The organism is Methanobrevibacter millerae (assembly GCF_900103415.1).
Lineage (GTDB): Archaea > Methanobacteriota > Methanobacteria > Methanobacteriales > Methanobacteriaceae > Methanocatella > Methanocatella millerae.
Genome location: NZ_FMXB01000004.1, coordinates 17,070 through 32,884, shown reverse-complemented (window position 1 = coordinate 32,884; position 15,815 = coordinate 17,070). Strand labels below are relative to the sequence as shown.

Sequence of the window (15,815 nt, the reverse complement as noted above, 5' to 3'; positions counted from 1 at the left end):
GATTTAACAAAGGAGATTTTTCTTAAAATCACATATTTCATTATAAATGTTTATCATTCATCTAAGAGCAATAAACCTAATTCAGAATCATATTCAACGTTAATGAAATAATTTCCATCAACCTCTTCAATTTCACCTCCCTTTTTCATTTTATAATATTGCCTTTCGCTAATTGACAGGCAATAATCCATTGCATCATAAAACTCTTTATCACGTATTTTTCCCAAGTATTCATCACGATACTTTAATGGAACCACTTCAAACGAATCGAATAGATTATAGAAATCCGTTTTTGGATTATTCCTAAAGGGAACCAGTCTGGAAATAACCCTATTGAAAGCACTTCTTACATCATCAAATAATTCCATGTCCTCATCAGAATAACTCTTGGCATAAATATCATCTAGTATTTCCTGTATTTTGCTTTCCTTTAACAGGTCAACGTTTTTTAAATGATTTAACGTTTTTTTCACAATATCCTGATTATAGACATACTTATCGTTATCTGATCCGATTGTGAATACGTTAACTGGTTTAATGATATTTTCACGCCATCCCTGACGGTTGACTCTGCCGAATCGCTGAATTAACGCATCAAAAGGAGCAGGTTCAGTATATAAAACATCATAATCAATATCTAAAGACACTTCAATGGCCTGGGTTGCAACAAGCAAATCCAAATTATCAAGTTTCTTTTCAATAACTTGCCTGTCCTTTAAAATGAATTTTGAATGCAATAATGCTGAATTTTCAACCTTTTTATCCTTAAACCATTTGAAAATTTTTTGGGATTTATCAACGGTGTTGCAGACAACCAAAACTCTTTTACCTTGATTAATGTCATTCAATATTTCTTCACAATAGTTTTCAATTGAATTATCAATGACATTAACTTCATGTCTGGTAAATGCATCCAGTTCATCATTATCAAAAGCTATGTCGTTTTCTATTGACAATTCATCTTTAAACATCATCTTTAAAAATGCGGGTAATGTGGCAGACATTATAAATACGTCAGCTTTTAATTCATCCTTTAAAAATTTGAGGCTTTCCAGTAAAAGCGCTGTTGTCCTTGCATCATAGGCATGGACCTCATCTATGATAATCAGACTGTTGGTCATTTCAGAAAGAGACATTTCAAAGCCTTTCAGGCTGAATAAATGCTTGATTATCTGAAATGGAGTTAAAATCTTATATGATCGATAAATTTTTTTCGCCAAAGCTTGAATTTCATGAACCTTGCTTCTTGAATCCTCGCTTAATGATTTGTAAATGAAATAGGATGAACTTGCATGATATATGTCTACAAGCTCTTCATTTCGCAGGAATTTGGAGAATCTGATATACATGGCATTAATGCTTGCGGTATAAGGCAGCACATAGAATATTCTTTTTGAAAAGATTTCATTCTGGTTATTGTCTGCCCATAAAAGTGAAGCTTCCGTTTTTCCACTTCCTGTAGGAGCAACTAAAAAAGCGCTGCCTTTGCTTTTTGAAGCTAAATCCTGAGTTTTTCTTAACGTATCAAAGTTAAACATTTTTCCGTTTTCAACCGCATTAAGTATTTTATATTGTCCTCCGGATGCAAGATAATCGCAGGCGTTCATAAAACCCCTTAAATAGATTCCGTAAATCCCGTTTATGACATTATCCTTATCCGAATAATCATTAATGACTTCCTCAAATGGGTCAATTAAATCATCGAAATCAATCGGATTGGGAGCATTCAATTCATAGCCCAAATATTTATTGCTTAAATCAGGCATCAGATTAAAGTAATCCCTTAATTCATCGAAATTCACTTTCAATTCATCTAATTTCTCATGAAATGATTCCAGATTCACGTTAGAAAATGTATCATATGAATTCAATTGATTGATGGTCTTGTGATGCGTTAAAATGCAAAGCCCTATTGCTTTAACGGTATCTTCAGGGTAAATGTCCTTTAAGGAATTAATAAATGAAGCGGATAAAATCTCATGGCGATATTTCCAGCTGTCATCATTGTTTAGTGAGTCCTGAAAGCCCGTTGCAGCCTTTCCGAAATCATGGAAAAACAATGAATAGAAAAGATGCTCCCAGAAGTCTGAAACGCCACATATTTCAGGAATTACTCCATATGACTCTTTTATGCTTGATAAAACCTTTAAGGTATTTTCAGTGTGCTCCATTAATGTTTCGTCCGGTTTTGCAAGTATTGTCATTTTAAAACCTCACTTCTTGTGAATCCAGATTCCCCAATCGAGTTCGTCATCGAAATAGCATTCATCCGAATATTCGAAAAACCTGTCCATTAAAATATATGGCTTTGTTCCCATTGCCTTTCGGGGAATATCCTCGGAAAAATGTGTTGGAAGAGCCTGAATCACGCCAAAGGCACCATCCGTTCCGAAAGGAAGAATGCTTTTTCCTAATTTCACATTTGTTTTCTTTTCAAGCTCAACTTCACTAATCTCTTTTATGAATGCCAAATCAGATGATCTTCCAAGCAGAACAGGATAAGCAGGCTTTTTAAAAGATTCCTTAAAGTCAAGATTATCCAGGTATAAGTATAATTTATTGTTGAAGAGGAACTCCCGCTTAATGACGTTTGATTTATTGCCGGTTAAGCCTTTCAATTCATAAATCGTTTCCAAATCAACGGATTTCGCCTCTGAGTCAAAAACGAAAGCCACGGATGTGTCTTCGGGAGTGACGATATCGCCTTTAACTGAAGACAGCAATCCGTAAATCGTGCTTAAGGGAGGGACAGGCAAAGTGGGCTGAAATCCTGATATAAAAGCAGGGTATCTAAATGATGCCGTCCATCCTTCGATTAAAACCCTTAAAAATTTCATTTAAATCAACTTAGGAATTTCTTCAGAGAATTTATCTGTCGTTTCTTTAATGGTTCCAATATGGACATTATCATTATCTTTTGCGTATTCAATGATTTTATCTTGAGTATCTTTCATGAATCCCTTTCTAAGACCAATATAAACGTCCGTTTTTAAAATGTCTGAATATTCATTTATGACTTCATCTAATGCGTCAATATCAAATACGCTTTCTTCATTTTCTTCACGAATGATATTCATAAATATGTGATTTCCACTGTCAATTGCCGCTAAAAGCAAGATTTTAGGAGTTACATCAGTCAGATGGGAAGTGTTTTTAGCACCGCCGGACAAATAAGGTAATGCATTTATAATATCCTGGGCACGTGCGATTCTCGTTTCATCGTCAAGCATCCAGCAGTCATCCTTATGGATTAAACCTTTTTCATCTGCAAGTTCAACCAGTTTCGGATGCATGTTTCTGTATCCTGACTTTTCGCTTTCACAAAAGACCCCAAGTGACGTCAAATCAATGGAAAACATTCCCTTTAACACCGTTGAATAGAATTCATGCTCATAAGGAACTGGGTCTCCTTCATGGCGAGCCATAACTCCGAAATCTGAAGTCGGATTCTGACCGACAACGGAAATCAGGGGAGAATTCTTTAAAGGTGAAATCCTTGTAACAGTTCCGCCGTCCTTTTTCTTCATCGCTCTCATATATCCAAAGACGTCATCATCAGGGTATTCGATAGGATTTGCCTTCGTAAATGCGATTTTTGATTCACGGGTGATTGGTGACATTTTCCAATCAAACCTTTCCTTTAGGGTTTCTCTTAGCCAGTATCTGAATGCCTGAGCTGAAACGTAAGGATATCTTCTCCTTCCTTTTCTTATAGTTTTCACTCTTACTATGTTGTCCGTTCTCTCCCCTGCATCGGATCCTGCATTGTTAAGGGCTGAGTGGGGAGCGTCTATTAACATTAAACCTAAAATATTCATTGACATCTAATCTTCCTCCAGTAATTCATCTTCCGTTTTGTTTTCAACGTATTTGTTTTCAATTAACCATTCATTCAGATTTTCATATATCCTAAAGAGCAGCAAGTCCTGCGTTTCTCTCCAGGTTGTATTTCCTTGGGGAAATAAACTAATAACATATTCATCAAAGGTAAAGAGCAATTCATTGTCTCCATTATTGATCTTGTTTTTTAGGATTTTTCTCAGGACGTTTCTAAAGGTATTGTAATTTGATGCCTGCTCCAGATTATTCAATGTTTTAATTCTGTCATTATTCTTAATGTAGCGGGATAATCTATCCCCAACGTCTTTTATTACTTCAATTCTCTTTTTATCCATGTTTCTAACCTCTTTCATATATGATTCGACAAGTTTCCATGTGCAGAAAGTCCTTTTGAATCTGGTCGTATAGAATGATTTCAGTATTGATTTTCCTTCAAGCAGATTGTTAAAGACGGTATTCGGATTGTTTTCATAATCCTTTTTGTTTTCAACATTCTCCCATTTCACGAATCTGTAGGCTTTTTTAACTATGAAATTCCAGTTTTTCCAGTCGTCAGGGGGAATTTCCGTTAGGAATGTGAATACAGATGTAGGAAGCGTGAATATATCAAGTTCAGGGCCCTGATTGTAGTTGGTGAAATAATAGAAGTTAAATGAAGGATTTTCACCTCTCCAGTGTCGTCCTGATTTGATAATCTGAGATATGATGTTGAATATTGCGTTTGTAGGTCTTGTAATTCCTTTATTGTAACATCCGCTAGATTCACCTGAGGAAATTTGCAAATCAATATCCTCAATTGCCTTTCTGGCCCAGAATTCCATGACTTTAGGGGAATTTGAATGCAATAAAATCATCCTGCCGCCGCAGCGATACAATGTCAATGGGAAAAACTGCATAAGAAGCGCACATGCAGGGCAGTAATCCGCACCGGGGTTTGCAAATGAGAAATAATTTGTCAATGATTTGGATCCGGTTAAAGGAACTGAATCCTTTGCGAAAACATTTTTCGCATCTCTCATGCCGCATCCCATGCAGGAACCGCTGTCCTGTACAGGTTCGATGGAATCTGTCAATTCATTTAAATTCTTTAAGTACAGCTCTCTTAAATTGGTCTTGTTTGTTGATGCGGGATTGACTAAGACGGAATTTGGAAAAATGCTGTGCATATTCCTTTTCCATGAATCTTTGGTATACAGTTTGGAGATTTCTTTTGATTCGCTTTTCAAATCTTCAACCGTGATTTCAGGGATGTCTTTTTCCAATCTTGTTTTAAGTGCGTAAATACCTGAATCAACAAAGGGATTGCCGGTTATTTTAATATCTAAACATTTAGACATTTTTACCTCCTGAAAAGTTAATAATGTCTTAATTAAATGATTTTGAATATTATAAAACTCTAATGATGATTAAAGGAAAATTGAAGTAAAGCTATTAATTTCTTCAATAAATCAATAGAGACAGTTAATAATTTTTGATTAAATAAAACTTCAAATGAAGTTTTAATGGTATATTACATATTATTTTGACTAAATAATATCGACATTTAACTATTGGTTAATGTATATGTTTAAATTTTCGGTTTGCGCTTAAATAGAAACGTTTAATAAGGTTAAAAAAGCAAAAGATTATATAACAGAAAAAATCAGAACCATTAATTCCCTTATAATCTCTCACACTATTATAAAAGCTAATTAACCATATACGTGATAACAATGAGACTTAAAATCGACCTTAAAGCAAAAAATAACTTCAAAGTACCATTTAACTATAATCATATCCTCTCATCAATAATCTACAGTAAAATCAAGGATTCAAATCTTGCAGATGAACTGCACTCTTTAAACTCCTATAAGTTCTTTAACTTTTCCCAATTGGATATTCCAAAAAGAAAAGTGGTTAATGATGGAATAATCTCAAGAAATGGCGTTATAAGTTTTTATTTATCCTCACCTGATGATTTGCTGGTGGAAAATCTGGTTAACGGCTTTGTCGATGACATGGAAGTCAGATTCGGGAGGGAGAAAATGGCCGTTACAAAGATTGAAGCTTTAAAAGCGCCGCAGTTCAGTGAAAAATCCGAATTTAAAACTTTATCTCCAATTATTGTTCGTGATACGCAAGAAATTAATGGTAAATTAAAACGTGTTGATTTGGCGCCATGCGATAAGTTTTTCAAAGGTGTTGAAGCCAATCTGGTTAAAAAATACTGCAAATATAATGGACTGGAGAGCACTGATAAGGAAATCAGTGTTTATTCAGAGATGGCTCACGTCAAAAGAAAAAGAATCATGATTCCAAAAGGCCCGAATACCACTTATCACCGAGCATACATGATGGATTTGATTTTAGAAGGGAATAAGGATTTGATTGATTTCGCATATGATGTCGGACTTGGAGAAAAAAATTCAATGGGTTTCGGCATGATATATTCCTGCTGTTAAATTGATTTATTGTGCGATAATTCCATATCTTTTGATAATAACTTTGTGAATAATTAATTGGAATTATGTTTAAATTAATGATGCATTTAAATTAATGATTAATGAATAATTTTATCTACATGAGTTTAAATTTATTTGGTTAAATCTTATGGTGTGGTTGTAGATATGTTTAATCTATTGGTTTTTAGTGGTGTTTAATCCCATTACAGGTCTGATTTTAACAATGCAGATTTAATTTATGAAATAATGATTAAATAATTTCTATCCCGTTAAGGTCTGATTATGTCACAATTCTTATTTTAATAGAATACTCTTTGCAAATTTCAATCCCTTGTAGGAGGTCTGATTAGTATGCATATTATGCAGAGTATGAGTCCTTTATAAATTAATTTCAATCCCTTGTAAGGTCTGATTTTAAAATGTGCACATTCTGTTGAATCAAGATTCACTTTGTTATTTCAATCCCATCGTTATAGATCTGATTTAATAAATGAGATTTTTTTTAAAATCCCATATTTCATTATAAAATATGTTTGTTTGCATTTATAACATTGTCGATGTAGGATAATGAATTTATTTTATATTAATCAAGAAGAATAGGCATAAATTATCAATTTTTAGAATCTTTTTGAGTATTCTTCAATTTTGTCCTGATTGTTGATTGCACCCTCAAAGCCTGTGTTTAAGATGTAATTAATTGAATAGATTAAATCTTCATCAATGAGGACTCGACAGGTTTCTAATCTGAGATCTTCGAACGATGGAGTCATGTAATCGTTTATGAATTCGTTTTTGATTTCATTTCTTAAGTTCCTGTCAATTACTGACTCCAGGATTTGAATGATTAACTTTGAATATGTGTTTCCAAAGAGTTTTGCTGCATCAATGCAGTCCTCGTTTAGCTTTGTAGTGTTTAAAATATTTTTAAATGATGAATAATCCTGAAAGCCGTACAAAGTAAATCGTGATTCTGCGCTGTGGGCACAGTACTCGTCAAGCAGCCTGAAAAAGTCATTTGAGGATAATATGTAATGGATGATTGCCTTGATTTGATTGCTTTTAGCCATTTCTAATGTTTTTGATAATATTTCTGCTAGGATGTCTGCTAATAGGAAATGTGCCAGCTCGTGGAGTAGTGTTGTAATTTGGAGGATGTCTGATTGCCTGTCATCAATTGTAATGTCACCCAAGAGGTAGTTTCCCAGTTCCTGTCCGTAGGATTTAAAATTTATGTTGGTAAAAGCCTTTGCATAGATTAATATTTTGTCTCTGACATATAAATCGTCAAAATAAATATGATTGTCCTTTAATGCTTTATCTAAAGTTTCAATTGAGCTTGCTTTGATGTTATCTGTTATCTGATCTAAATCTTCTTTGTTGAAATTAAATTCTGACAGCTTATCGATGTTTTCCTTTGTAAATATTTCTGATAATTCAACGTTTTCACTGTTGATTTCATGAGGAATTTCTATATCTTCGATATTGATTGCGTTAATGTCAACAAGCCGGACTGAGCATTTATGGCAGAAATTTTCTTGTTTGGGAAATTTGGAGTGGCATTCGGGACAGATTTTTTCCAATCTTTTCAATAATATAGGTGCTGATAATTTAGCTAAATCATATCTTTCATCACAATACTCACCCAGCATTGTTCTTTTTTCTCGAACTGGATGAATAATGCTTTCTATTAACTCTCTTTTTTCCCAATCGATAACTGATTTATTTAATAAGTCTAACATTTAGCTTCACCTTGAATAAAGTACTATTAATAAAAATTACAGACTAAATTTGATACACATAATAATTTATTATTCCTATAATCTAAATCACTTCAATGATAATAATGTGGCATGATTTTACTACCAATAGTATTAGCTGTTAATAAGTTATGTTAATTATTATTTAAAAAAATTGCTAAAAAAAGTTGCTGAAATAATGAAAATAAATGATTTTATTAGTTTATTTCATAATATCGTCTTTGAATGTAGTTATACTTTCAATTATGTGCTCTTTTTTTGATATTTTAAAATTTTATAGAATTTTTAATTATTATAAAATTTTATATTTTATTAAAACATATCATTATATAAATTAACTTTTAACATTTGTTCTGTGGTTGATATGGTTTGTGAAAATAATGATTTAAATTTTACAAATATGTCTGAAGAAATAGAAGAACTTCGAAAAAAACTCTTAGATATGACTTTAAATAATCACTTACTTAATATTAGAGTCTTAAAAAGAACAATTCCTATTGTAGATGAGAGTATCGTTGAAGTATTTAAAATTTTAGTTTTAAATGAAAAAAGTATGGAATTTTTACCTAAAAAAGATGATGATGAAGAACCTTTGGATGAATTAAGTGAAGAAGATGATGATTTAGCGGAAATGGAGAATATATGGACGATGGTTAAAACAGACTCCCATAAAGATAATAAATATACAGATAATTATTTACAGACGGATTTAACAGAAAAAAATCTTCAAAAAAAATTATTTGATCTATTTCAGCACTATAAAACTTCTATGACAGAACAGGGTTTCAATAATGTTTATTTAGCTTTAGGTTTCTTAGAATGGAATGATAAAGAATCTCAAGAAAAACCGTATAAAGCACCTTTAATATTAATTCCTGTAGAAATAACAAGGAATTCCGTAGGATCTCCTTTTAAAATTAAATGGAGTCAGTCAGATATTGTTGCTAATATTTCATTGCAAAATAAACTTAAAGAACAAAATGTTGATTTTCCTATTTTTGAGTTTTTAGAAAATGAAGAAGACTTATGTAATTATTTTTCTCAAGTAAAAGAGGCAATTTCAAACAAATCTGATTGGAATGTAAGTGCTGAAATTTATTTAAGTACATTTAGTTTTAGAAAAATTGTAATGTATAAGGATATTGATTTAAAAAATTGGTCTAAGGAATCTAAGAATTATTTAAATAAATTGTTATTTAATCCAGAATCAAGAACTTTAGAACCATATGGTGATTTTGAATTAGATAAAATTGCTTCTAAAGATTTATATCAAGTTTTAGATGCGGATTCTTCTCAAATGGAAGTTATTGAGGATGTGAAGAAATCTAATAATATAGTAGTTGAAGGACCCCCGGGCACTGGAAAATCACAAACAATTGTTAATATAATTGCTGAATTAATGGCAAACGGTAAGTCTGTTCTTTTTGTCAGTGAAAAAATGGCAGCATTAGAAGTAGTAAAACGAAGATTAGATGCTGTTAATTTAGGTAGTGCTTGTTTAGAGTTACATAGTAATAAATCTAATAAACGTGCGGTTTTAGATGAAATAGATAAAACTTTAAATGATAATTCATATTATAATAATAAATCTGAAGATTTTAAAGATTTGGATGATTTAAAAGAAGAGTTAAATGATTATATCTGTTCGCTTTATGAAAGTTATGGAAATACAGATTTTTATCCTTATAAATTATTTGGGATAAAAGAAAGAGAACAACAATTATTGGAGGAAAAAAATCAGGAAATACTCTATTTTGATATTGAAAATTTAACAAATTTCAATCAGATTCAACAAAAAGATACATTAAAGGAATTATCTAGTATTAGTAATATTTATGAGTTAGTAGCTCCGGTTAGTAAAAATCCCTGGAAAAACATTCTCCCTATAGATTTTACACCCAATAAGCTAGAAATTGTTAAATCTGATTTAAATAAGATTACTTCTAATTTAGGCACATTTATTGATTATTCGGATTCATTAAGTTCTTTGGTTAATTGTTCTAATCCAAATGATTTAAATAAATTCGATGCATTTTTATTTAATTTAAATGTTATTCGTCCGGGATTATCTGTTATCGAAGATGAAAATTATTTACTAGGTTTGATAGAAAAAATTGAAAAATATCAAAATAAACTAAATTCAATAGACTTAAATGATAAGTTTTCTGAAGAATTGATCTCTAAATTTAAAATAATAAATGCGGATTTAATTCGGCTGACAGCTATTTTAGATGATATTTCTTTAAATCTTAATTGTTCTAATTTAGATAATTTTGATGGTTTTGAAAAACATGTGGAAAATTTATCAATTATTGATCCAGATTTAAAGATATTTGAAAATAAATATGAAGTAACTAGTCTTGTAAATAATTTAAGAACTTACAATGAAAACATAAATTCGATAAAGTTAGATGAAAATTTACCTGAAAACGTAAATGAATATACAGATGTTTTAAATCAACTTATAGATGACATATCCTATTTTTCAGATGCATCAGATTTTATTTCAGAAAATACCTCCTGTTCCAAATTATTAAATATCAATCAGACTGAAGAATGGATAAGTAACTTAAATCTTTTAAATCCTGAAATCAGAATAATTGAAGATAAATATGCTGTAAAAAACTGCATAAGTTTAGTTGAGTCTTTCCAGGAAGATTTGAATTTATTTAATTCAAAAGATTTCTCAAATGAAATTAAAAATTATAAAGAGGGTGTTAATTCTTTATTAAATAATTTATATTTACTTAAAAATAACATTTCTGATTTTAATAAGATTTCTGGTGTAAAAATCAATGATTTAAAAAGTATTGATAGAACTTTAGATTTTTCAGATATATTAAAAAATTCTAATCTTTGTATTTTGGATAATGATTTGGAGGAGTTAATTAACAAAATTTCTCAGTACCAATATTATACAAAAGATATAAATCATAATATACTTGAACTGAATTTAGCTGAACTTTTATCTAAAACTAATAGTTTAATTAAAGATTTAGAAAAAATAAATATTCAAAATGATTTAATTTTAACAGAAAATGGAGAAAATCTTCTTAATCAATTTAATGGTATTCATGATAAAATTAAAAATTTACCGTTTATAAATAGTTCTGCAAATCCGGATTTTATAAAAAAATTGGAAATTATACAATCTAATCGAAATTCTATTTTAAGAGATTCTGATGAACAATTTATTGTTTCATTAAATGAATTAAAAAATGATTATCCTACAGATACTGATGAAAATAAGATTTTTGATGATGTAGAATTATTTTTAGAAAGCAATCATGAACTTACTCTTCTTAAAAATCAAATTTTAAAATACTGCTCTAATGAAATTAGTAATGAAGAAATTATTAATGAGTTAAAAATTTTTATTAAAATCCAAGATCAAATTTCTGATATTAAAAATAAACTTTCAGAGTTCATATCAATTAATTTAAAATCTGTAGAAGACTTACAATCAAATTTAGTTAATTTAGTATTATTTAAAGAATTATATGATTTCATATTATCTAAAGAAGAGTTAGGCAAGCGATATTTCGGAGATTTATGGAATTCTGTTAATAGTAATGTTGATGATTTAATCAATCGTTATTTAGTTTTAAGAGAATTTAATGATTTATATGATTCTGAATTTTTCACTGAGGATACATTAGATAAATTATCTGCTTTTGATAAGTCCTTATTTTTAAATAACTCAAATAAAATTAGAAATATCAAAAAAGATATTAATCAGGACTTTAATAATGTTCAAGATTTCTTAGAACTTAATACTGAATCAATCTATTCTAAAAATATAACTGATTTACATTCTTCTATAAATAATTTATATGGTAATTTAGAAGTTTTAGATAAATGGGAGTTATTTAAGTTAGATAACTCTAATAATAAGGAAAATTTATTAGATTTTGATTTACAAAGTGTAGAACATTCAGTTAAAGAATTACAAAAATATTCTACTAATCCAGTTTTCTCAAATATAAATGAAGAAATTAATAATTTATCAAAAATTAATCAATCCAGAATTGAAATTGAATCCAATGATATTTTAGCCAAAACCTATTTCTTTAATGATTGGAAAGGTGCAAATTCTAATTTAAACGATTTAAAAGAAAGATATGAAAAATTGGAAGAATTTAATAATTTAGTGGATTCTGGTTTCTATCCTATGGAAATAGAAGATACAATCCAAAATTTAAATTATATAGATTTTAATCTTAGATTAAATAATATTCAAAAGTCTAAGGATAAAATTTCAGATAATATATCTAAGTTAAAAGATTTATCTCTTAAAAACCTGGACATAAACTCTATTGGGATTTTAGAGTTTAAAGAGAAATTGAAAGATTTATTAGCTGATTTTAATAATATCAAAGACTGGTATGGGTTTAAATCAAGTATTGGTATAAATAATGTAGTTAGTTTATATTATTACGATTTTGATAAATTAAACAATAGCGTGAACACTTTATCGTATTATTTTGATTGTAATGAATTTTTAAATAGAATAATAATGGAATCTTCTGATTTAAATTCACTGAAAGATTTAAAAGAATTAATTGATTCAAACGAAATTGGTGAAAAATATTTCGTTCATTACTGGAAAAGATCTTCTTCAGATATAAATGAAATAAACGAGTATTTTGAAAGATTAAATAAATTTAATGACTTAGTAATATCTCAATTTTACACGTCTAAAACTGAAGAATCATTATCCAAATTAAATTCTAGTGATTTTAATGGGATGTTATCTAAATTATCTTCATTGAAAGAACGTATTTTTGATAATTTCAATGCTTTAAATTCTTTAAACATATTTAAAAACCTCAGATTTAATTCCATGCCTTTAAAAGATTTATCTCAAGTCATGTCTACTTTAGTTGAGAATTTAAATACTATTAATGATTGGCAAGTTTATAAAAATGGTAAAATCTCTTTAAGAGATAATAAATTAAATGAGTTTATTTTAGATTTGTTTGATTATGATTTTGATAAAGTAAAATATAGCTTTTCAAATTTATTAATTGAATGTAACTTTAATAATGAATTAGAAAAAGAAGTTAATAATATTTTAGAACTTAAAGATTTAAAAGAAACAATTGATAACAATGATGAAGAAGGCAAAAAATATTTCAAAAATCTTTGGAATGGTGTTAGTTCTAATGTATCTGAATTAAAAGATTTTAGCAAAGATTTAATCATGTTTAATCAATTATTAAATTCTGGTTTTTACACAGAAAAAACCCTTTCCTCTCTTGAAACATTAGATTATGAAGAATTTGATAGATTAAAAATTAAATTAGCTGATTCAAATGATAATATCCATAATTCTTTCAATGAATTAAATACTGTTTTTGATTTTAATGAGATATTGGATGATGAAAATAATTTTAATTTAACTACCCGTGAATTAAAGGAAAAATTTGATATTTTAGATTCAAATTATGAATTATTAACAAATTGGAGATTATTCTGTTTATATAGTAAAAATAAAGAAAAATCTTATTTAAAAAACATAATTCCTTTAATATGGGATGATAAAATTAAACCCGAATGTATAATCAGTTTATTTAAATTCAATGTGGCGACTAACATATTAAATGAAATGATTGAATACAATATTAATTTAATGAATTTTAATGAAACATTATTTAATGAAAAAATTGAATCATTTAAAGAATTAGATAAAAGAATCCTTGAAATTAACCAATATAGAGTTAAACAAATTTTACATGAACAAATACCTTCTACTAGGGATAGTATCCAAATGGGTTCAGAATTAGGGATACTGATGCATGAAATTGATAAAAAACGCCGAAAAATGCCTATAAGAAAATTGCTTGCTCAGGCTGCAAATGTCATTGGTAAAATTAAACCATGTTTTATGATGAGTCCGATTTCAGTTGCCCAATATTTAGATTCTAAAGTTTATGCAAATCATTTTGATTATGTTATTTTCGACGAGGCAAGTCAAATTAAAACAGAAGATGCCATTGGTGCTTTTTTAAGAGGTAAAAATTTTGTAATAATGGGAGATTCTAAACAACTCCCACCAACTCATTTCTTTGACGGGGATGTTGATGATGAGGATGATGAATCTTTATATAAAGATATTGAAAGTATTTTAAAAATATGCAGAACAGTTTTCCCATATAAAATGTTAAAATGGCACTATAGAAGTCGTCATGAATCTCTTATTTCTGTTTCAAATTATGAATTTTATAATAATGATTTAATTGTATTCCCATCACCGTTTAATGAAAGTAAAAATCTTGGTTTAAAACACATATATAATCCGGATAATATTTATGATAAAGGTAACAGCGCTAAAAATAGGGGTGAAGCCAAAGATGTTATTGATTATGCTATAACACATTTTAAAGAATATGGAAAGTCAAAAAGTTTAGGTATTGCTACATTTGGAAGTAATCAGAAAAATGCAATACTTGAAGAATTAGAATTTAGATTACGCAATAATCCTGAATTAGAACCGCTCTTTGACGAATCTGGAGAAAATGGATTTTTCATTAAAAATCTTGAAAATATTCAAGGTGATGAAAGAGATGTTATACTTATCAGTATCGGATATGGATTTGATAAAGACCATAAATTTTCAATGAATTTTGGTCCGCTGAATAATGATGGGGGAGAGAGAAGATTAAATGTTTTAATTACCAGAGCCCGTGAAAAATGTGTAGTATTCTCTAATTTTCTACCTAGTGATTTAAAAATCACTAAAAAATCAGGTTTTGGTATTAAAGCATTGAAAACTTTCTTATGTTATGCAAAATATAATAAATTCCCTCAAAATATTCCTACTGAAGGTGATTTTGATTCACCATTTGAAGAGTCTGTTTATAATTTCTTAACTGCTTATGGTTATGAAGTAAAAAAACAAATTGGATGTGCAGGATACAGGATAGATTTAGCTATTGTGGATCCTGAAAATTCTGACAAATATGTTTTAGGAATAGAATGCGATGGCACCACTTATCACTCATCTAAAACAGCAAGAGACCGGGACAGATTAAGACAGCAAGTTTTAGAGAATTTAGGTTGGAAATTCTATAGAATTTGGTCTACTGATTGGTTTAATTCCAGAATCTCTGCTCAAAAAAGACTTATTGAAGTTGTAGAAAAAGCATTAATTAATAAAGATAAAGAACCAGCACCACCTGAAAGGCCAAAATATGAACCTGAACCAACTGCAATTTCTCCAACTGTTGAATACTTTAAAGATTATGTCTATTTTAAAGATAATGTAGATTTAAATAATTACAATCTTAGTTCTCGTTTAGAATTAAAGGATTTAGTTAGAAATATGGTTAAATTAGAAGGTCCTGTTCATATAGATGATATTTATGATACTATGAAAATTATTTTATCTTCTAAAAGAAAGGATAAAAAATTTAAAAAGTTAATTAATTCATTAATCAATTATAATTTAGATAATGGTATTATTAATCATTCTGGAGAATTCTATTTCGATAATTCTTTTGATAAAAATAATTTTATTCCTAGAAAAAGAAAAAAACCTAAATTAGATAGAATTTATGATGAGGAGCTAAAATTAGCTGTAATTAATACTTTAAAACTTCAATTTGATGCTCCAAAAGAAGATTTAATTAAAGCAAGTTCAATTAATTTAGGATTCAGTGCTGTTGGAAAAAATATTAATAAAAAATTTGATGAAATTATTGATGAGTTAACATATGAGGGAAAAATTAAATCTAATAAAAATGGGACATTAGGTCTTAATGAATAATTATGAGTT

The 15,815-nt window shown here is 29.0% G+C and carries 7 protein-coding genes; 2 read left to right on the top strand and 5 right to left on the bottom strand.

The features are described 5' to 3' along the window. Positions 1–53 precede the first annotated feature (53 nt). The 4 genes from cas3 to cas8a1 are packed head-to-tail and all read right to left on the bottom strand — an operon-like array spanning position 54 to position 5,177. Positions 54–2,204 carry a CRISPR-associated helicase Cas3' gene (gene cas3 / locus F3G70_RS02990; protein WP_149731240.1) on the bottom strand — a complete coding sequence of 717 codons (2,151 nt, stop codon included), beginning with the start codon at positions 2,202–2,204 and terminating at the stop codon, positions 54–56. Positions 2,205–2,213: 9 nt separating this feature from the next. Further along, positions 2,214–2,837 carry a type I-B CRISPR-associated protein Cas5b gene (cas5b, locus tag F3G70_RS02985; RefSeq protein ID WP_149731239.1) on the bottom strand — a complete coding sequence of 208 codons (624 nt, stop codon included), beginning with the start codon at positions 2,835–2,837 and terminating at the stop codon, positions 2,214–2,216. Beyond that, positions 2,838–3,824: a type I-B CRISPR-associated protein Cas7/Cst2/DevR gene (cas7i, locus tag F3G70_RS02980; protein ID WP_149731238.1), complete on the bottom strand. Its 987-nt coding sequence runs from the start codon at positions 3,822–3,824 to the stop codon at positions 2,838–2,840. It abuts the gene before it with no gap. Continuing rightward, the gene (cas8a1, locus tag F3G70_RS02975; RefSeq protein WP_149731236.1) at positions 3,825–5,177 is read right to left on the bottom strand and encodes a type I-B CRISPR-associated protein Cas8b1/Cst1; all 1,353 of its coding nucleotides are present in this window, start codon (positions 5,175–5,177) and stop codon (positions 3,825–3,827) included. Positions 5,178–5,552: 375 nt separating this feature from the next. On the opposite strand from cas8a1, the gene cas6 reads away from it, so the two are divergent. Beyond that, positions 5,553–6,281: a CRISPR-associated endoribonuclease Cas6 gene (gene cas6 / locus F3G70_RS02970; protein WP_149731235.1), complete on the top strand. Its 729-nt coding sequence runs from the start codon at positions 5,553–5,555 to the stop codon at positions 6,279–6,281. A 617-nt stretch (positions 6,282–6,898) separates the two neighbouring features. Here cas6 and F3G70_RS02965 read toward each other — a convergent pair. After that, on the bottom strand, positions 6,899–8,020 hold the full coding sequence (locus tag F3G70_RS02965; protein ID WP_149731234.1) for a hypothetical protein: 1,122 nt from the start codon (positions 8,018–8,020) through the stop codon (positions 6,899–6,901). A gap of 382 nt (positions 8,021–8,402) precedes the next feature. On the opposite strand from F3G70_RS02965, the gene F3G70_RS02960 reads away from it, so the two are divergent. Further along, positions 8,403–15,806, top strand: coding sequence for a DUF4011 domain-containing protein (locus F3G70_RS02960; protein WP_149731233.1), 7,404 nt, complete (start codon positions 8,403–8,405; stop codon positions 15,804–15,806). The last annotated feature ends 9 nt before the right edge of the window (positions 15,807–15,815 follow it).